The organism is Stenotrophomonas sp. 10N36, from assembly GCF_056395005.1.
Genome location: NZ_JBFTIS010000026.1, coordinates 1 through 19,972, shown reverse-complemented (window position 1 = coordinate 19,972; position 19,972 = coordinate 1). Strand labels below are relative to the sequence as shown.

Here is a 19,972-nt window from a genome sequence, read left to right as displayed (position 1 = left end):
TCAGGTTCCCAGGAAAGTCTCGCCGAACAGGCTGCGCGCCGTGCTCAATGCCAGATCGTCACGATCGAGGTAGCTGGCAAGGCGGTTGAGGTTGTAGTCGCTGTGCAGGTATTCCTCGACCCACTGGGCCTCCTGCAGGCGGATCAGGAAGTCGCCGGCTTCGGCCGGGTCGAGCACCGCGCGCAGCGCATGGCGGTCGGCACCGTTGAACCCCACCAGCATCGACGGCGCGGCATCGTTACGGATCAGCACCGCCAGTTCGAAGTCGCCGCGGGCCACGAAGCAGGCCACGATATCCAGCCAGAACGCCGCCACCAGCGGCCGGTACAGCGGATCGCGGACCAGCGGGAACACCAGGGCGCGGTCGACGTTCACGTCGCCGCCGCCCAGCACCGGCTGCAGCAGCAGCCCCAGCGCCAGCAGCGCGTTCTTGAGGGAGATGTCCGGATGACCGGCGTCGCGGAGCAGGCGCTCCATCGAGCCGATGGTCTGCCCTTCCAGGAAATCACGGAAGGTGGCGTTGTAGGCGCTGGGGTCGGTGCTGATGCTGAAGCGCGCATCGGCCAGTTCGTTCAGTGCATTGCCTGCGTCTTCATCGTTGAACGCCTGCCGCGCCATCCGCGACAGCCCCGACCAGGCGTTGGACATCGCCAGCGGGCTGCGGCCGATGAAGGGCAGCGGCTCGGTGGCTTCCAGGCGCACCGCCGACAACAGCGGGAACCGCCGCTGCGAGGCATCGCGACTGGGCAGGAAATGCCCGCACAACACCAGCTTGCTGCGTGAACCCAGGAACGCGTAGTGGATTTCCGGGGAGTCGTCGTAGACGCGCTTCCAGTCCGGGTTCTGGCTCAGCAGTTCCACGCTCTCGCCGGCCCAGCGGTCCAGCCAGCCGAGCAGCTGGTGGTTGTCGGCGGCGCGGACGAAATCGCCGCGCGAGGGCACCTTGCCGAAGTACGACACGCCCGCACTGACCACACGACTCATCGCGAACCTCCGCTCTGTTGGGCCGGGGCCGGCGCTGCCGCCGGCGCAGGTGCCGCGGCAGGTGCCGTGCCCGGGGCCGCCGGTGCGGCGGTGGCCGGGGCTGCACCACCGGCCACGCGGGCCGGCAACTGCGCGCCGCGCTGCCAATCGCCGCCGCCGGAGGACTCACCCGCGCGGCGTACCACGCGCATCTCCACGGTGACTTCCACGTTGTCGGCCTTCCAGGTCACGCGGCTGCTGCCGCCTTCCAGGCGCTCGAACGAGCCTTCCCGCATCAGGCGGGTGAAGCCGTTGCTACCCGGTGCATTGAACACTTCCACCGTACGACCATCCGACGCCACGGCCGTGATCTTCACGCCCGGCACCTGGCCCACGTTGGGGTACTGCATGGTGGTCCACTGCGGCGGGGTGTTGCGGTAGCGCAGCGTCTGCCCATCGATCTCGATCGTGTACTCCAGCGCGCCGGTTGCCGGCGCCGGCAGGATCTCGAAGATGGTGGTGTCCTGCGCGGCCGCACCGGCTGCACTGCCACTGACCCAGTTGCCGTAGTTGGCGACCAGGTCGGCCGACAGATTGATGCCCATGCCCGCCCAGCGACGCGCTTCCAGCAGGTTGCCCCGCTGCAGCACCAGCGTACCCAGCTGGTCCTTGTTGAACGCGGCGATGCTGCCACTGGCGCCGAAGATCGCGGCGATGTCGCTCGGCGCGGCGTCCACGTCGGAGTTGAGGTTGAACGGGAACTGCTTGCCGATGCGCTCGGAGAACGGCGTGTACACCTGCGCCGTCCAGCTCTTGTTGACCTCTTCTTCGGTCGGCTCCACCAGCGCCATGAAGGTCTGGGTCAACGGGCGCAGCAGCAGCGGACGCAACGCTTCGCGCTGGCCGGCATCCAGGCCGGTCAGGACCTGCTCGTCCACCAGCGCCACCGCCGTGCTCAGCTCGGAGCCTTCATTGCTGAAGGTGTCCTGCATCAGCTTGCGGGTGCCCACGCCCAGGTCGCCCTGGCCCTTGATCGCGTTCAGACGCGCACGCAGCTTGGCCAGGGTCTCGAAGTAGGCATCGATCACCGCGGGCTGGTCGCCCCGCTTGGTGGTCAGCTTGGCGATACCCTCAAAGGCCTTGCCGATCGGCCCCACCGGCTGCTGCTGGGCCACCGCTTCGGGGTCCTTGCGCAGGATGGTCTTCTGGAACCAGGCCACGAACCCGCCCTTGGCCTTCTTCGAACGCGCCTCGGCGGCCGGGTTGTCCCAGATGGTCTGCTCGTTGATCTTCTCCAGCAGGGTGCGCAGCGGCGAGTTGTTGGCATCGCCCAGGGCGTTCATGCGCGCGGCGGCTTCATCGAAGCTGTCGAACTGGGCCACGCTCAGGCCCTGCAGGAACTTGGTCCACTCGGCGGCGTACTCCTGCTTGTACAGGGTCACCAGCTCACGCGCGATGTGCTCGGGGCTGCCGGCCAGCGACAGGTCGCTCTGCTCGGTGGTACCCAGCACCCAGTCGGTGGTGCTCAGCTGGGTGCTGGCGGCTTCCTTCACCGCATCCTTGACGTAGTCTTCCCACGCCTTGCGCGAGAACGCGCCGGAAATGGCGTAGCTGCCGGTGATCAGGCTGCCGTTGCGCTCGTTGCCGATCAACGCATCCACCGTGACCGTCGGGAAGCGTGCCGCGGCACGTGCCTTGATCTGCGCGAACACGCGCTGCATGGCCGGCTGGCCCTTCATCACTCGGGTCAGTGCCTGGCGGCTGTCGCTGACCAGGGTCACCTTGTTCTGCACCTGCGGCCACGCCGGGTCGGCGGACTGGGCCACGTAGAAGTTCATCAGCTTCTCGGCCGCGCGCACCATCTCCTCACGCGTCATCTGCCCGCGGTTGGCGTCCAGCCAGTTGCGCCAGAACAGGGTGAGCTGCTGCGACAGGTGCGCGCCCTCCACCTGCTTGCGGTTGCCCAGCATCAGGTAGGTCTTGAGCGCGTTGTAGGCGTCATTGGTGTTGGTGGGCGAGGCGTTCTGGTACAGCACGTCGCTTTCGGCGGCCACCGGGCCACCCTGCCCCAGCTTCTCGCGCTCGTTCACCACCTGGCCCAGGTAGCCTTCCAGGCTGGCCACGGTCGGATCCAGCATCACCTGCTGCATGCCGTGGTAGTACTCCTTCATCAGCTTGGCGCGGATGTTGTCGCCCTGGTACAGGCCCAGACTGGTGGTGATGCCACCCTCCTTCTTGTACCGGTCCAGCTGCTCCATGCGGTCCTGCAGCAGCAGCAACGCATCGATGCGCGACTTCAGGTCCACCCGATCCTTCTGCACGCGGACGGCCTGCTCCAGGTCCTTGGTCGCGTTGTTCACCAGCTGCACGTTGGTGGTGTAGGACCAGGTCCACAGGCCCAGCGCCAGTGCCAGCACGCCCACCGCGCCCAGGAACACGCCGTAGCGCAGGCGGTTCTGGTGCGGGCTGGAGTACTGCCGGACCAGCTCGCGGTCGGAGAAGATGACCTTGCGGAACAGATCCTTCAGGAAGAACGCGGTCTGCCCGGTCGGCGCTTCATCGCTGTTGTGGCTCCGCGAGGACAGCGAGAACTGGCGGCCGACGCGATCGGACGCGTGGTGCACCGAATGGCCTTCCTGCAGCGCACTGCTGAAGTAAAAGCCGCGGAACACCGGCTTGAACTGGAACGGGTTGTCTTCGAACAGCGTGGCGATGAAGGTACGCAGCGCCGGCTTGATGCCCACGAACTCCAGCGGCAGGGTCAGCAGACCCGGCGACACCTCGCGCCCGCGCTGCATGGCCATGTGCGACAGGCTCATTTCCTTGATGCCTTCGGCCAGCTGGTCGAAGTGCGCGTCAAACGCGGTCAGCGCATCGCCCTGCGCGTGGACGTCGAAGGGCAGCGTCGCGCCCCAGACATTCTCGCGCTCGGCCGGATCGAGGTTGCGGAAGAACTCGCTGAACCCGGCGATCAGATCGGCCTTGGTGAACAGCACGTACACCGGCGCGAACACTTCCAGCCGCTCGGTGATTTCCTGCACCCGCTGGCGCAGGTTCTTGGCCAGCTCGATGGCGAACTCGGGCTTGCTGCCGGACAGCTCGGCGATGCTCACCGCGATGATCACGCCATTGATGGGCGCGCGCGGTCGGTTCTTCTTGAGCAGGCCCAGGAAGGTGAGCCACTCCATGCGGTCTTCCACGCTGACCGAATAACGGCCGGCGGTATCCAGCACGATACCGGTGGTGGTGAAGTACCAGTCGCAGTTGCGGGTACCGCCAATGCCCTGGATGACATTGCTGCGATTGTCCTCGAACGGGAACTGCAGCCCGGAGTTCAGGATCGCGGTGCTCTTGCCGGCCGCCGGGTTGCCGATGATCACGTACCACGGCAGCTCATACAGGGCCGCCTTGCCCTTGAGCACGCCCAGTCGCGAGGACTTGATCTGCTTGACCGCGTCCATCATCCGCGTGCGCAGCGCCTCGGTGTCGGCACGCTGGGCCGAGGGCGCAGCCGCGACGGCCTGGTCCGCCTGCGTCTGCACCATCGACTCCACGCGCTTGGCCGCACGCCGGGCCAGGATGCGCTTGATCACCCACACCACCAGCGCCAGCAACAGCAGCGCCGCCAGTGCGATGGCCACCCAGATGCCGATCTGGCGGGCTTCGGCCGCGCCGAAATACGCCAACGAACCGGCACCGATCAAGCCAATCACCATCCACAGGCGGTAATCGCCGAGGAAGTACCTGAAATTACTCAACATCATCTAGGCGTCCAGGGTTATGCCGCCGACACAGTGTCGGTCGACGGGTCGTTCAAAACGGGAATATCGAGGATCGCGGCCACGCGTTGGGCGGGTGCGCCGACCGACAGCACCAGTGCGGCGCTCTGGCCACGCGCGGCATGCGCATGGGCCAGGGTCAGCAGCGCCAGCGGCAGCACCGGGCCCAGCTCGCCGGCACACACCGGCACGGCCAGCGTCTGCTGGTCGATTTCAAGATCGGGATTGGCGGCCACGGCCGCGGCGCAGGCTTCCACGGCCACTTGGCTGCGCTGGTCTGCATCGTGCAGGGCAAAGCCCACCCGCTCTGGCGCCAGTGCGGCATCGGCCAGCATCGTACGGCCCAATGCCTCAGCCTGGCGCCGCGACTCGGCATTGCTGAGGCCTTCGGCCAGCTCCATGCGGTGCGGGCGCCACAGGTGCGGGGTGGGCGCGGTGGCCAAGGACGACGAGGCCAGCAGCAGGCCGGCGGCGCCTTCGCCTGGAATCTGCCCGTCCTTGTTGCGACGGTGCAGGATGCGGTTGCTGTCCAGCCACGCGGCAATCGTGCCGGGGTCCACCGCCGAGCTGCACGACAGCAGCAGGTACCAGCGCGGCTCGCCCTGGGCCAGCGCGTCGGTGACGCGCTGCAGCCGCGACCAGACATCCGCCGCCTGGCTGGCGACCGCCACGTTGATCGAGAAGCGGCGCGCGTCCAGGCCGTTGTAGACCGCCCGTGCATGCAGCCAGTCGGCGCAGTAGGTGCGCAGTGAGGCCGACCAGTCGGCCGGCACCAGCAATTCGATGGTCAACACCTGCCCCACCACCTGCTCGTCGCGGCGGCGCAGGCCGGCAATCACCCGTTCCTCGGCCACTTCCAGCTCGGGCAGCGCCAGCAGCGCCTGGCCCATCAAGGTATCGGCCACCGGCTCCAGCAGCGTCATCGCGCGGCGTTCGCCATCGCGGGTGGTGAAGCCGGGCATCTGCACCTGCAGTACGGCAGTATCGTCCAGATCCTTGTCTGCGCTGACCATCAACGGCAGCCCGTCGCGGTCATGGAAGCGCGCATCCAGCGACGGGCGCGGCGGCGCGGCGGCCATGTCCAGCAACGCATCGGCCTCGAGCATCACGCCCAGGCGCATGTCTGCGCCCAGCACGGCCACCGACGGCACGGTCCGCGTTACGTTGGCCTCGGCCTTCGGGCTGGCTGCACTTGCGTCCCCGTCGCTGCTCGCAGCATCGACGGCTTTGTCCAGCATGCTGCGCCCGGCGTTGCGCAGCATGAAGCCGGCACCGCTCAGGCCCACGGGCACCAGGCCCAGGTAGGCGAGCATTTCCATGCCCGACGGAACCGTGCCAGTGCTGCGCCAATAGAAGATTGCGCCACCCCATGCCACCGCGAAAACCGCGATTACCGAGAACGCTTTCCCAAGTATCCCGGACATCTAGCGTCCTGCTCCCTGAGTCATCAAGCCATCCTGCTGATTCAAACCTGCGCTGTCCGTCAACCGATGCCGGTCGTGCCCTGTGACGCGATCAATGTGGCGCCACACGCGGTGCGGTCCCCATCACGCGCCACCGGGTTGCCGTCGACCACCACGGTGGCATCGCCACTGACGATCGTGGTCGGCCCATGGGCCACGCACACGGCTTTGTCGCCGATGCGGGCCACGGGCTTGCCACCGATATCGGTCTGTCCCGATCCGGTGACCACGCTACCGCCGTGACTCAATTTATCCCCGACAACTACGAATGGTCGTGACATCAATCGTGCTCCTTGATTGCTTCCGCATCCGGCGACTCCATCGCCCCCGCTACCCGGGGCTGATCCGGATCGTCTGCCAACGATATCAGCTGACTGACGAAAGTATCACCCTTTCGCCAATTCAGCTTTCTTCGCCGCACGCGCCGCACGGCACTGCTGCGACATCTCCACGTGCACGTAGTCCTTGATGCTGCGCCAGTTGCCGCCCCACTCCAGCCCCGCCTGCTCGGCCAGTTCGCCGTACAGGAAGTAGCCGCGCCGGGTCCACGGGTCGCCCATGTCCCATTGCAGCTTGCCGTCACGGATTGGCGCACTGTCCACGCCCAGCCCGTACTGATGGCAGCTCTGCCAGGCACCGGCGCGCGTGGCCTTGCCGCCACTCATCRGCTCGGCCTGGCGTTCCGGGCTGCGGTAGCCCTCCACCAGCACCATCTCATAGCCATATTGTCGGCGCATCACTTCATAGATGGCCAGTACGCGTTGCTGAAGATCGGGGTCGATCTGGCCCCATTTTCTGTCGGCCGTCACAATTTCGGGTCGCGTCTTGCGGATCTCTTCGGTCGTGAAGACTTCCGGCGGCGGCGGAGCGGGCGGGGTCAGGCGTTCACCGCGAAGCAGCTGGGCGACCATCGAGCCGGACTCGGACAGGTCATCCCCCCGGAACTCATCGAGCACCACGTTCTGCCGCGTCAGCAGAATCACCGCCGGCGGCACCAGCAACAGGAAGCCGGCCGCGGCCAGCACCATCCAATGCCGACGCAGCGCGCCCTGCGCCGCACCCAGCTCTTCACGCACCCCGCCCTGCAGGCGATCGGTGCGCTGCGAGACCCGCCGCCCCGCACGACCGGCAGCGTTCCCCATCCGCCCGAACACACGCCCCAGTGCGGCCTGGATGCGTTCGAAAGACTCTGGAAACATCAGCACCCAACCGACTGCGGCCATGACCAGCACCAGCAGCACCGCTCCCCCGATAATGACGACCACCGATCCTCCATGTATTGTTCGTTGTTGACGGTCCTGCCCCAGTCACTAGAATGGGGCGGTTCGCTTTCGGCAGATGCCGACCCAACAAGGGCTGGATGCACTTGAATAATGGCGGAATAAATCGACCAAGTCTGCTCTCAGGGGGAGCGCAGACGAAGAACGCGGCACCGGCAACGGGCCGCATCCTGGCAGACATGGAAGGACGCCCGGTTGCCGGCGCTGCACGCGCCGCCGCATCCCCAGGCACCCGATCACGTCGATGGCTGTGGCTGGCACTGCTGGCAACGGCGGTCGTGGTGCTGGGCGCGTTCGCGGCATGGCGCTTGTCTGCCGTCGGCAGCGAAGAACCCATGGGGTACTCGTTGCCACCCGAAGCGAGCGCACCTGCGGCCCCCGCCCCAGAGGCAGCGTCCACACCCGGCGGCGCCACCATTGTCGACGCGCCGGCGGATGGCAACGGCACGGTGCCCGCGGCAGACCCGCTGGAAGGTATCGGCGCTGCGGCAGACCCCGTGCCGGGCGCGCACGCTGCGACTGCCACTGCTGCAGTTGCGGCTGTGCCTGCCGCTGCAACTGCCGCGCGCAAACCGGCCGCCGGCACCGCGGCTGCACGCACCACCCGCGACAAGCCCAAGGGTGACGAGAACCTGCTTGGGACGCTGATGGGCATCATCAAGGAAGACGAAAAGGCCAAGCCCAAGCCGAAGGCCAAGGCTGCCCCGGATTCCATGGACGCGCTGATCGCGCAGATCCAGGCCGACGAACGCAAGCAGGCTGCCGATGCCGACAATGTGTTCGACAACATCAGCGGCCGGAACGCCACCGCGTCGACCAAGTCGAACATCCAGGCCAAGCTGCGCAGCTGCGGCAGCGCCACCACGACGGCCGGCCTGAACTGCCGCAAGAAGATCTGTGCGGCGGCCGCAGGCAAGGATCCGGCCTGCCCGGCGATGTGAGGTCGCGCTGCGGCGGTCGCCGCAGCGCTTGATCCAGCTGCGGACGCGGCGCGCCCAGGACGGTGCGTGCAATGAGGCCCAACCCGTGAGTACACCGCCGCCACCGGAGATCCACGAAGGGGAGCTGCCGTTTCGCAGCAACGCCGAGCCCGGCAGCATGCGGGACATCATCCGCCTGGACGAGGAAATGATGGTGTGGTCCGACGATGGCGCAGCAGCGGTCATCGAATCGATCATGCCCTTCTTCGCCATTGCGGGCGTGATCATCTCGCTTGGGGGCATCGGCGCAGGTGTTTCGGTGCTGAGCGACTCGATGGACAGTTTCGGCATGCGCGCACTGAGTGTATCGCTGGCTGCACTTTTGGCCGTCGGTGGTGCTACGGGCGCCTACTTCGCCTGGCGCATCAGCTTTGGAAGCAAGCACAGCGACGTCTACTTCCTCAGGAAGCAGCGCAAGATCTTCCACTACACCAACAAGACGGCGTTCGTTCTTGATTGGGACAACGTCCGTCCGAACGTGCGACTTGGCTTCGGTCCGCCACAACTGGGCTCACGCCCCTTTGTGGCGCTGGAACTGGTGGAGTACCTCAAGAACGACCCACAGACCTGGCGCGCCCGATTCGTTGTGGAGGCACCCATGCCGGGGCGTGAGGCATGCCAGCAGAGCTGGGAGCTGATCCGCCGCTACATGGATGAGGCGCCTGCAGCGCTCCCCATGCAGACGGTGGTGAATCCGCGATCATGGACGTCAGCGCTGCTGGAATTTGGCCCCTTGTCCGGGGGTGGCGACGCACATGGGTTCATCCAAGGGTTGCGGGATCACAACTGGCAGCCCTTCTGGAGTGGCGAGCATCTCCTGGCGACACTGGTCTGGGTCGCGTTCTGGCCAGACCAGGTATTTCGGATGGTGTACGCACGCTTCAGGCCCCGGGTGCCGCTGCCTGCATCGCTTGCGGGGGTGTCGGCTGGCCAACAAGCCAGCGGGGCGTCGCCCTACGCCATTACGCCAGCGTCGGCGGCCGAGCTGCGCGGCAGGCGAAAAGCCGCCCTCACCGTCGCCATTGTCTGTGGGGCGTGCACGCTGATCAGCGTTGCCGCCTGGTCAGTGGTGGCACGGCAAATGCTGCGGGCGGTGTTTGGCTGAGGCGACCGGACGACTGGAACACCCGCCTTGCGCCTGCAGGACCACTCGACCGGCGCGCCGGCCCGGCTTACTCTAGCGGCCCTCTCAGGCTGGATGCATCGAGTGAACTGGACCTGGACTTCCATCGTGTATTTCGTGCTGGTCATGGCGATGTGCTGTGGCTTTGTGCGAACGGTGTACCGCTATCTGGGCCGATTCGCCGGCTGGCAATCACCGCTGAAGCGACTGCTGGCCATCAGCCCCGTCCTGCTCGCCATGCTCTTCGCGCTGTCTGGTTTCCTGTTGGTCGGGCTCCGCTGATTCCCTGGAGACGGCGACGCTTGAGCCGCCAGCCCGAGGCCTGGCGGCTGACGACGTGTTGCCGTACGAAGGCATTACCCGCGCAGTGCGAGCGCCTGCTCGATGACATACAGAATCCCGATGGCAGTCAGCAAGCCGACTGCGGTGCAGATCAACGGCCAGGTCTCTTCCATGAAGCCCAATGGAAGGTTGTCCCGCCAATCGCGGCGACAACGATCCTGGTCGCCAACCATGCTGGCTGCCTCGATCTCCGCCGGCCAGCGGGGTACTCGGCTGGTTGCCATGGCCAGCCATCGGCCTATAGCAATAAAGCCGAAGGGAAGCGAAGCGACAAGGTGCAGCCAAGGCCAATGAATGAAGTTGGCGAACGTTCGCGCCACACCGAACACAAAACCTTCTTTCCTATCGTGAACAGGCATGCACAACGGCACCAGTTCGCAAAGTCTCGCGACATCGCCTTCGGTTCCCTGCATGTATTGACGAATGTACTCCCACAGACCAAGCAAGTCCTGCCGCTCACCCATGTACTCGTAGCAAAGCGAGAACGTCTCGATCACCGTCTCTCCGTCATCAGACAGAAAGTGAACCCGCAGGTCATTGGTTCTTCCAATCGGAGGCGTTGTGGATTCTCCAATGAAGAAGAACAGACGATCCCAAGCTCCAGTCGCAACCGTCCCATCTTGCCGGAAGAAGTGGATCTGGCGACTACGCCTGTCCACCCGCATGGGGTAATGCGTCCATCGGAAGCACTCGCTTCGGAAGAGCCACACGATGCCAGCAATGATGAAGATCGACAGCGGCACGATGACAATCCAGAAGCCCCACAGTATCCAGCGCTCATCCTCCCGGAAGGGCTCACCCAGGATGATCAGGTTGATGAGCAGATAGAGCGACGTTGGAGCGAACGCCAGCGCACCCATGACAGACAGCCAGACATTGAATCCCTTGACCGGGTACCAGCGGTCCACGAGCTCAATATAAGTCGAGTTGAATTTGATAAGGGACAACCCGATCCGAGGTGCGACACCCGTGGATCGGATCGGATCCAACTGCTCCTTCCTCTCTGCTTCGGTCAATGGGCGGTTGACCGGAAACCTGAGGTTTCTTGCATTGATACCTGCGTAATCCATTTCAATCCTTCAACGCTCGTTGGCGCTCTTCCCTCTGGGGGCCGATGCACACCGGTTCTGTCACCACAGGCCCGGGCACGAGCCACGCTGATCGCCGCCCTCCCAGTCGGCGCGCAGATCAATCAGGCGCCGCGCCCCTCATAGAACTGTCCCACATACTCTGGCTCTGGCAGCTGATGCGGATCGGCCGCGTCGATGCGAGATTCGGTCACCACATGCACCGGCCACTGTGGCAGTTTGCTGCTCTTCAACACCAACCAGCGGCAGGCAGCCAACGGCAACAACAGCGGCATAAGCACCGCGCGATAGGGAAGCAACCCCTCACCCAGGCTGATGATCACCGTGAGGTAGCAGTTCTTCCAGGTGTCGGCCACGGAAAGGTGCAGCTGCGGCGACGCAGGCGCGTCGACCACGTGCTCCGGGCCTTCATCCATGTAGCGGCGTATGAACTCCCATATCTCGCGGATCGTGGCGGGATCGTGGCGGGATCGTGGCGGGATCGTCGAAATAGTGGCCGACGGCGAACGTTTTCCGGACCATCTCCCCGTCCATGACGTGGCAGCGAATATCCCGCAGGAACGTCTCGCCCTCACCGCGTCCCAGATGGAAGTACGCCTGGTCCCACGGAACGCTGATGACACCGGATGGGCCGGCGTCGGTGTAGGCGTGCACCATTCGGGTGCGCCGATTGAAACGAATCGGGTAGTACTTGTAGGTGAAGAAATCACGCCCAAACGTGTAACGCCACATGACGGGAAACTGTCCAATGAACAGCGTCAGTATGATCGCGACCAGCCACCCGTCGATCTGGCCGTCCGGTCGCGCGTTCGGAATCTACATCGCCAACAGCCATATGCCGAACAACGCCATCATGGTGCACACCAGTGTCCCCACCGTTGTTGCCACCATGCCGCGCAGGCGGTATCGACGATCAACGACGTCCATGTAGGTGGAATTCAGGCGGATCACACAGTGGTGTTCGTTGCTGCGCCCACTGCGATTCCGCGGCAGTGCCTCATAGCGCTCTTGCGGCGCGAGCAGCCTGTCTGCCTTGAACTTCCTCAACCAGCCGGTGTACATCGCTCACGCTCCAGCGCTCAATGGCTTTTTTGGCGGCGCCGCCGATGCTTGGACGCCTTGCCCGGCTTCACCTTCGCATCTGCAAGGGCCAAAGCGCTCAACTGTTCATGGGTCAGCGCAGGGCCACCGAGACTGGCAAGAATGTCCCTGCTCCACGCGGGTTCCCGTTTCAGGCGGTAGCTGAGATAGCGTACCAGCCCCATGTAGGCGGTGAACGGCAGGAAGAACAACATGCCTACGCCAGCCATCCAGGCCAGGATCCCTTTTCGCCGCCACGCGACTGCGCGATCGTCGAACAGGGGTTGAAGCAACCAGAACGAGGGCCAGAACGCGACGCCCCAGTCCTCATAAAGGCTGTCCATCAGCGTCCAGGCAGGCCCCTCGTGACGCATGAAGCGTCGAATATGCTCCCAGCGCTGAACCGGGGATTCAAGATCGCCGTAGCCGAAGCTGGGACCCACCCCAAAGCGCTGCACCACGTCACGCCCACCCGGTACGTCGGTAATCGCAAACACGAGACCAGATTCCCGTCTTGAAATCTGACCGGTAAAAATGGTGAACTCTACGACCTCCGCGCGGACGCATGACCAGTCGTACGTGTCTATCTCGTATCGGGTACGGCCCCACAGCTTCCATCCCCACTGCCACCACGGCAGACCCATGGCCTTGAACACATGCACTTTCCCCAAGGCACGATTGAGGAGCACTGGCTCGTAGCGGAATCCCACCCAGTCGACTTGGATGAACAGCACCGCCAGCCATAGCAGGATCACGACCATGATCAAGGGCAGCCACCAGCCGTTGCTGATCCCCATGATGAGCATCGCGATCGCCAGCGGTAGCGCCATAAGGCCGCCGGCGCTCAAATAGCCGCGCATAGCGCCCAGCTGATCCACGAACGCCAAGCCGTCCGGGTAGACACGCACTACCCCGCCCCCGGTCCTTGTCTCATGACTACTCTGCACGTCAGCCGCAGGCAGCAGGGCCACGGCCTGTCCGTTGGGGGGATTCAAATCATCCGCGAGTGCTGCGGCTTGCTCGTCCGATTCCAATATCACGCATTCCATTTTCGCGATATCACTTCAATGCGCCTGCTTTTGGGGAAACTTTTAGCCCAGCACGGCATCGCCCAACAACCACAATACGCCGACCCAGAACGCCGTCCCGATGGCCAGCGCAACCGGGATGCATCTGCGCGCAGGCGCGACGACAGCCGCATGCGTACGTGCCAGACGCCGTAGCGTGGTGCCGGCTGGCAGCGCGTTGAAGCGCTTCAACCACGGCGCCAAAGCACCCTCGCCGTACGGCCCCAGTGAGATCCGGGCCGCCAGCAGTTCCGGCACCTGCAGCGGCATTGCCAAGGCAGTGTTGAGCACACTGCCGAGGCCAACCAGCGGCGACCACGGGCGTTCGCCAAGCCATCGCTGTGCGAGACCTGGCAAGGTCCAGATGCTCAATGCAAGTCGCTGCATCCAATCGGGGCTGGCCGACACTAGACGGAAGCTCGGCAAGCGCTCAAGGGGCTGGTCCATATACGTCTTGAAGAATCCATAGCGGAGCACACCGGCGCCGATCAGGTCCCCTTTACCCGCGACGAACTCGGTGCCAACCCGGCCGGTGGACGGATCCACGTCGGCCAGCACGAGCTGGTAGGTCTGGCCGCCGCCCACCGTATTCACGACGCGGACGATCCGAACGAAGGGCCGAAGCCGCTCCCAAGGATAGGTGCGAACACCTTGGCTACCGAAATGTGTAACCGTACGGGCTACCCGGTTGAACAGGACGGGCTCCACTCGATTCCCGCGCCTGACTGAACGGACCATGCCCAGGCAGAAAGCTACGCTCAGCACCAGAAACAGCAGGGTGACAATCGTGGATGCAACCATATCCTTCCAGTCGGAGAGCATTTCAGGAAGGCCGGCCAGGATCACGATATCCACCAGCGCGATCATCCCGACCAGCCACAGCAGCCCGCCCTTGGCACCGGACAACAGGGTCACGTCAGGCGCCACCACAAGCTCGGTTTCGTCGACATCAAGCACGAAGTCGATATCCACGTCTTCTGCGCGGTGATGGGTAAGGGGATACATCACCCCACCCGGCCCCTGCACTGGCGAGGCCATGTCCATGATGTCCGAGCCGGCTTGGACCGTTATGTCGTTATCGCGCATTGCGCCTTCATCTCTCTGCGGTGATCAATTGAACGATACCTTCACCACTCGGAAGGACCAAACTTGGGTTGCTGGTTTTGTCCGGCCACAGCCGCGCCGTGACCTTGACGCTCTTCAGGGAATCGCTCACATAGATGATCCGCCACATTACTCCACCGGTCTCGCTCCGGCGCAGGTTTGCGCCCCCGGACGTCGGGGCTGACAAGCCCCTGTTCTGGTGCTCCAGCCCCTCGGAGAATCTCTGCGGATCGACCAGCCCGGTGCGAAGATCCGTACTGAGCAGCCGAGAGGAGCTTGCCGTGAGAACACGGCCATCGGTCATCTGGAGCTCGATTCTGTGTTCGAGCCAGCCTTTGCCTTCCATCACATCGGGGGCGTCAATAAGCACATCGACAGTGCCGCCAAAGGTGTATCCCAACACGGATGCGCCAGTCCGCCAGATCCCGGTCACTGCAAAGGGAATGACAAACAGCTTCTCCAGCACATCAGCCTCTTCCTTCTCCGTCGCATACGTCGGCTTGATGCCGAAGCAACACGAACGAAGCCAGACCTGAAGCGGGTTGTCGCGCTTTTCTTCGGCAATGACCAAGAAGTAGAGGCCGGCAATGGCAGCGCCGACAGCGACGATGGCCCACACGATCGGACCGCCATACAGCGACATACCCAACAGCATCATGCCTCCGCCCGCAGTAGCCGCGCCGCTGATGGTGAGCAGAATCCCGGCGATCTGCATCGCATCCGCTGCGTCGCGGTCTCCGGCGTCCTTCAGGTCCCGCGCGTCCCTGATCGTCATGACGCCGACAATGATGCCAGCGGCCCCTCCAAGTATCCCGCCTGCACCGGCCGTTGCGGTGGCCGCCCGCACAAGCGTACCGGTTGTCCGGGCGGTGAGGTAGGCGCGGAGTGCCATCATCGCGCCGCTCGCCTCCAGCCCTGCACCGACGAACCCCAACAATGAAGCGCTGATCTTGGCGTAGGCTGCTGAGGAAGGCTTGTCCTCGCATTCCTTCAGCGAAGCGGCAAGGGCGATGGCCTGGAACCCCATCGCCCACACCGCGAGAGTTCCGGCTGCTGCGCCGTTCTTCAGAACCGCGATGGTCTTGGTGCTCCAACCACCGCTGGTTGCATGCGGAGCGCCAGCCAAGGCGGCAGGGCTCGCCACTGCCGGCACACTGGCCCCTTGAACGCGCGCGCGATTGATCCGGGCAGTTTCGGCCGCCAGCTCCCGTTTTGCCTTGTCAGCCGCCTGCTCAATAAGCGCCTGGCGTCGCAGCTGTTCGTAGGCTTTGTCCATGGCCGCGCCTAGCGGCGCCTTGGCAAAGTTGCCGCCTCGTCTTCCGCCTGCCTTGCCGGCGCCGGTCTTGCCTGCGGCACGCCGGATGCGGCGATTCGCCTCCTGGCTGACCACGCGCGCACGCTCGCCGGTCAATGACTCAAGCTCGATCACCTCACCCCAGTGGATACGGAGCAACGGAATCTTTTTTCGACCGGCTTCACCCAGCTCATCGGTTACATCCGCAAGATTGATCGCAGAGCGCTTACCACCCTCTGCATCGACCGACCGCTGCAGTCTCGACTCCAATGAGTGCCCCCAGGCGCTCTCTTTGTTGTCGCGAATGAAATCGGCGACCGTGACCTCCTGTACAACCGGCTGGACGGCGGTCCGGAACCACAAGGCCCCGGCAACGGCAAAAACGCGAAGGTTCTTGTATGCCGCCAGCTTTACATCTGTGAGCAGGCCCTGCGCGCCGGTGATCAGATTCCTCAGCGCCTCCTCGATGAACAGTGCACTTCGGAAGGTCGCTATACGGACCCGGTCAGCAGATCCACCCGCCGAGGCTGCAGCCGCACCCGTCATTTGTGCATGAAGCTGCGACATGAAACCCTGGTTCTCAAAGACCCAGGCATCAAACACGCTATAGCTCGACTTGATGATGCCTTGGACATCGGCCTGCTTGTCCTCGGCAAGGACCGTCAGGAGACTTCTCTGCCCACCCGTGATGGCCCAGTACCACAAGTTGTCCTCGACCGGCTTCTCGAACTCCTTGATCGCATGACCGCGATCGATATCGCACAGGCCACCGCCGCCCAGCACGGTAGCCGCCTGGCAAACCATCGCCATCGTCGAGGCGGCGTCGGCAACGTCGAAATCATGCTTGAGACAGTTCCTCAGCGCCCACGCCTGCTGGAAGTTACCGCTATCGTCGCAGAGGCCATTCAAGATCGAAGGGAGTTGTCCAATCTCTGCAGCGTACTCACGATCAAAGGACGCAATCTTGCTTGCATCAATCTTGTCGAAGTAGTCCTCTGCCCATTCCTGCGCCTTGTCACCGCCACCGGCCTTCCACGATGCGCCGATTTGCTCGATCAGCCGCTTGACGGCGATCTTTCGTCGAAACTTCTGGTTGATTGCCTCGATCTTCAGCCGTTTGAGTGTAGCGAGGTGGCGTATCTCCAATGCGATGCCGATAGGATCGTGCAGGTAGACGGCTACGCCGCCACCTTCATGCATGCCTGCCATGCGCTGGGCCACCGCCGTGGCCAACCCTGACCGGTCTACACCGGGGGTTACACTGTCCACATACAGGCTATGGCGACCCCCAAACTCGGGGGCATGATCCCGGACCACGCCGAGGTCAACGCCAAGTGCATCGGCTTGCCGATGGCTGACAGCGCCGGCCTTGACCCCTGCCATGAGGTCCGGGACTGAAAACTCCTGGAACCGTCCTTTCAGATCCTTGAGCTCGACCTGAGGATCTTCCTCGAACCGAGCGGGCATGGCCTTGCCGAGAAGCGCCGCGTCATAAAGCTGCAGCTGGTGTTCGGTCTGCCATACGCTGAAGTAAGCGAGCCAGACCCGCTTGGCGTTCTTCGGATCGGAGATCGAAAATGCCGCCGAACGCACGGCGTGGTCTGAGCGTCCGCATTGTGGTTCGACCGGTTCAGGCTTGTTAGCCACCGTGAACTCGGACAGCGAACCCTCGTTCGAAACCTGGAAGGCGCGCCAGGTTCCCCCGCCGCGTTCATCAAGTACGTACAGGAAGCCCTGGCTGAGCATGCGCATCGCCAGCACGCCTGCGCGGAAGGTGTAGTCTTGGCCGGACAAGCTTGCCGACCCCGCTTCCGCGGAGGCAGAGCGGGCGGTATATGCAAATCGCATCGGAAGGATGGGGAAGCCCGCCTTGTCGCAGCGCTTGCAGTCTCCAAACGGCGCCGGGTTCTGCACCGATCGCTTTACACCCGTCGCGATACTTGCGCCGTCAGCCATGCCTTGCCTCCACGTTGAATCCATTCGTATTTCTTGACCAGGCGCCATGTTCAATGGCCTGCCACCATTCTGCGTCAGCTTCCGCACAGCGATCTGCATAGGCTCCAGCACCGGCCACTGCCTCTCGCAGCCACTCGGCTATCACCGGGTGACGTTCAATCTGAGGATGCACCAGCACTTTGTGCAGCAGGAACGTTGCGGCATCGGCGGCCTCGTCGGCACATAGACCAAGATGCATCGCGCAATCTACCGCCGCCTGTAGTTGCTGCTCCCGCTCCAATGTGAGGTCGTCCATGCGCTGCAGTTGAGAAATCGCCGCATTGACTGCAACACACCAGGCCGCACGCGGATCGGGCTGCACTGGGGATGCCGGCGCCACATATGTCCCGGTCATGCAGGGTATTGCCTGTAACTCGCCGTCCCAGCCGAGTTGAGCCCATACATCTGCGCCCTCGAAAGGGTGCCGGGCATTTTCGGAAAAACCAGCATGACGCGCAACTCGCGGGTCATAGAATCGCTCAAGCCTGCGTTTTCCATCGCCCGTGGCCACAACCGCTTGCCGTAGGACGGCTCCCGCCACTGCAGCGGCGGGCAGTGCGCTGGAGATCCATCCACATGTTGGTTGGGGCTGCTGCCAGTCACCGCGCCTCTCCCAAGCGAGAGTCACCGTTTCTTCCAGCAACACGTCACTGGGACCATCCAACTCCAGAATGAAGGGGCAGAGCTCCCTGTCGATGCCAAAGCGACCCAGATCCACGATGTGCTTTTTCCTGTGCGCCGTTTCAAGCGAGCCCATTGCACAACGCGACATAGGATCAACCAGCACGAACCAGGGATTCACTGACGAGCGCATACGCTCTCTCAGCTCCACATAAACATCATATCGGGCGTCATAGCGCGACATGTGCTGCTCCTGCGCTGGCCGCATCTACACTTGCCTCGTTGCATCGATCGTTCTTTCCCGCTTGCGCTGTGACGTCGGAGGTCATCGACTTCGCCCCCGTCCACTCCCGCTGCGTGCCCTTGAACTCCACCTTTCCCGGCGCGCCCAGCTCGATGTTGTCGCCCTCGATCCGGATGTAAGCGCCGGCCGCCGTCGCCAGTAGATGTTTGCTCGGCGCCGAGAGCTGCACATCCGCCTGGGTGCTGGTGATCTTCACGTTGGTCTTGGCTGCCAGGATTGCCTGGTTCTTGTGTGCGCGTGCACTGACCTTGCCCTGCGCGGCATGCAACGCAATCCCACGTTCCTGGTTCGGACTCTCCGGCTTGGGCTCAGCGCCGGCGGTGTACAGGACCAGCCCGCCGGCCACCGCCATCGTGATCGAGCCCTGGCTCAGCCAGTTCAACGCTACGCCTGAGGCCAGCGTGGTGTGCGTGCCACTCACCCAGACCTGATCGGCGGGGGTCAGGCTCATCACACCGGCCACGCCGCTGCCCATCAGCACCGGCTTGTCCCAGCCCGGGGCATCGCCGTCGCCGCCGCTGATGCTGCCCGCCGCGCTGCCGCTCTGGGTGGCGCGCAGGCTTTCCTGCAGCTGTTCCAGCGCGTCGTGGGCCTGCAACTTCGTCGGTTCCTCGGGGAGTTGCGCCTGCTGGTTCACCGCCGATTCGTTCAGGCTTTGCAGCAGCTCGGCGCTTTCCTGCAGCTGGGTCAAGGCCTGATTGGCGGCCAGCTGCGGTTCGCCAGACTCGGTGCTCAGCAGCAACCCCTGCCCGGCACGCAGTGACCCGAAGGCCTGCGTAGAAAGCTCGGCGCCGAAGCCGCGCTCGCTTTCGCGCACGTTGTCTTCGCCGCCCTTCAGGTGACCCAGTGTCAGCGTGGTGGCATGTTGGGTCGTGGACAGCTGCGCGCGGCCCTGGCCCGGTGTGTCATCCAGGCGCATCTGCTGATAGCCGCCCTGCCCGCCCTGGCTGTCGGCCAGTGCCTGGCTCTTGAAACCCGTGTAAACCGCAGGGTGTTCATTGCCGTCGAACCACGCCGGCGCATTGCCGGTCGCGTTGGCGCCGCCGCTGGCGACCTGGTTATGGGCGGCATCGGTCTGGCCGCGGCCGTTGTAGACCGCGCCGACCACGACCGGCCGGTCGATGTCGCCCTCGAGGAACGCCACCAGCACTTCCTGACCACGACGGGGCAGCACCACGCCGCCCCAGTTGTCGCCGGCCCACGGGGTCATCACTCGCACCCAGGTCCACGCTCCACCGTTGGCCGGCGCGTTGTCGTCACCGCCGGGATGGACCAAACCGGTGCTGGAACTGCCACCGCGCTGCCACGGGAACTGCACCTTGATGCGGTGGTCACGATCGGACTGCAAGGGCTCGCCGTCGCTGACCACGATGGCGCTGAGCGTGCCGGTGATCGACGGGCGCGGATGCAAACGCGTGCCGTGGCCGTCTTCGGTCTGCGGGCGATACACCACCTCGGCCGGAATGGCGACGAAGCGGTTGTCGTAGAA

The 19,972-nt window shown here is 64.2% G+C and carries 17 protein-coding genes; 3 read left to right on the top strand and 14 right to left on the bottom strand.

Features of this window, described 5'->3' with window-relative positions; genetic code table 11:
- The 5 genes from tagF to AC1DCJ_RS18745 all read right to left on the bottom strand — a co-directional run bounded on the left by tagF (position 1) and on the right by AC1DCJ_RS18745 (position 7,470).
- A complete protein-coding gene (tagF, locus tag AC1DCJ_RS18765) occupies positions 1 to 984 on the bottom strand; it encodes a type VI secretion system-associated protein TagF (protein WP_038688038.1) in 984 nt (327 codons plus the stop codon).
- Positions 981 to 4,727, bottom strand: a complete 3,747-nt coding sequence (gene tssM, locus AC1DCJ_RS18760) for a type VI secretion system membrane subunit TssM (RefSeq protein ID WP_478071651.1) — start codon at positions 4,725 to 4,727, stop codon at positions 981 to 983. Before tssM ends, tagF begins: the two co-directional genes overlap by 4 nt.
- Positions 4,728 to 4,741: 14 nt before the next feature.
- Positions 4,742 to 6,061 carry a hypothetical protein gene (locus AC1DCJ_RS18755; protein ID WP_314403792.1) on the bottom strand — a complete coding sequence of 440 codons (1,320 nt, stop codon included), beginning with the start codon at positions 6,059 to 6,061 and terminating at the stop codon, positions 4,742 to 4,744.
- A 164-nt stretch (positions 6,062 to 6,225) separates the two neighbouring features.
- Positions 6,226 to 6,486: a PAAR domain-containing protein gene (locus AC1DCJ_RS18750; RefSeq protein WP_128097823.1), complete on the bottom strand. Its 261-nt coding sequence runs from the start codon at positions 6,484 to 6,486 to the stop codon at positions 6,226 to 6,228.
- Positions 6,487 to 6,591: 105 nt separating this feature from the next.
- Positions 6,592 to 7,470 carry a M15 family metallopeptidase gene (locus AC1DCJ_RS18745; RefSeq protein WP_478071650.1) on the bottom strand — a complete coding sequence of 293 codons (879 nt, stop codon included), beginning with the start codon at positions 7,468 to 7,470 and terminating at the stop codon, positions 6,592 to 6,594.
- A 14-nt stretch (positions 7,471 to 7,484) separates the two neighbouring features.
- Between AC1DCJ_RS18745 and AC1DCJ_RS18740 the strand changes: the two genes are divergently transcribed.
- From AC1DCJ_RS18740 to AC1DCJ_RS18730, 3 genes are all read left to right on the top strand, one after another.
- Entirely contained in the window at positions 7,485 to 8,426 is a 942-nt protein-coding gene (locus AC1DCJ_RS18740; RefSeq protein ID WP_478071649.1) for a hypothetical protein, read from the top strand.
- Between the two features lie 85 nt (positions 8,427 to 8,511).
- Positions 8,512 to 9,570, top strand: a complete 1,059-nt coding sequence (locus tag AC1DCJ_RS18735; protein ID WP_478071648.1) for a hypothetical protein — start codon at positions 8,512 to 8,514, stop codon at positions 9,568 to 9,570.
- Between the two features lie 27 nt (positions 9,571 to 9,597).
- Positions 9,598 to 9,870, top strand: a complete 273-nt coding sequence (locus AC1DCJ_RS18730; protein ID WP_478071647.1) for a hypothetical protein — start codon at positions 9,598 to 9,600, stop codon at positions 9,868 to 9,870.
- A 74-nt stretch (positions 9,871 to 9,944) separates the two neighbouring features.
- Here the strand turns inward: AC1DCJ_RS18730 and AC1DCJ_RS18725 are convergent, their stop codons facing one another.
- The 9 genes from AC1DCJ_RS18725 to AC1DCJ_RS18685 all read right to left on the bottom strand — a co-directional run.
- On the bottom strand, positions 9,945 to 11,000 hold the full coding sequence (locus tag AC1DCJ_RS18725) for a DUF6708 domain-containing protein (RefSeq protein WP_478071646.1): 1,056 nt from the start codon (positions 10,998 to 11,000) through the stop codon (positions 9,945 to 9,947).
- Between the two features lie 122 nt (positions 11,001 to 11,122).
- Positions 11,123 to 11,434, bottom strand: coding sequence for a hypothetical protein (locus AC1DCJ_RS18720; protein WP_478071645.1), 312 nt, complete (start codon positions 11,432 to 11,434; stop codon positions 11,123 to 11,125).
- Complete coding sequence (locus AC1DCJ_RS18715) at positions 11,427 to 11,750, bottom strand: hypothetical protein (RefSeq protein WP_478071644.1); 324 nt, start codon at positions 11,748 to 11,750, stop codon at positions 11,427 to 11,429. The genes AC1DCJ_RS18720 and AC1DCJ_RS18715 overlap by 8 nt, the downstream gene beginning before the upstream one ends.
- Positions 11,751 to 11,834: 84 nt before the next feature.
- Complete coding sequence (locus AC1DCJ_RS18710) at positions 11,835 to 12,080, bottom strand: hypothetical protein (RefSeq protein WP_478071643.1); 246 nt, start codon at positions 12,078 to 12,080, stop codon at positions 11,835 to 11,837.
- A 17-nt stretch (positions 12,081 to 12,097) separates the two neighbouring features.
- On the bottom strand, positions 12,098 to 13,132 hold the full coding sequence (locus tag AC1DCJ_RS18705) for a DUF6708 domain-containing protein (RefSeq protein ID WP_478071642.1): 1,035 nt from the start codon (positions 13,130 to 13,132) through the stop codon (positions 12,098 to 12,100).
- Positions 13,133 to 13,189: 57 nt separating this feature from the next.
- On the bottom strand, positions 13,190 to 14,251 hold the full coding sequence (locus AC1DCJ_RS18700; protein ID WP_478071641.1) for a hypothetical protein: 1,062 nt from the start codon (positions 14,249 to 14,251) through the stop codon (positions 13,190 to 13,192).
- A gap of 7 nt (positions 14,252 to 14,258) precedes the next feature.
- Complete coding sequence (locus AC1DCJ_RS18695) at positions 14,259 to 17,519, bottom strand: toxin VasX (RefSeq protein ID WP_478071640.1); 3,261 nt, start codon at positions 17,517 to 17,519, stop codon at positions 14,259 to 14,261.
- The gene (locus AC1DCJ_RS18690; protein WP_478071639.1) at positions 17,512 to 18,423 is read right to left on the bottom strand and encodes a DUF4123 domain-containing protein; all 912 of its coding nucleotides are present in this window, start codon (positions 18,421 to 18,423) and stop codon (positions 17,512 to 17,514) included. Before AC1DCJ_RS18690 ends, AC1DCJ_RS18695 begins: the two co-directional genes overlap by 8 nt.
- A partial coding sequence (locus AC1DCJ_RS18685; protein WP_478071638.1) for a DUF2345 domain-containing protein occupies positions 18,410 to 19,972 on the bottom strand: 1,563 nt, incomplete at its 5' end. The genes AC1DCJ_RS18685 and AC1DCJ_RS18690, both read right to left, overlap by 14 nt.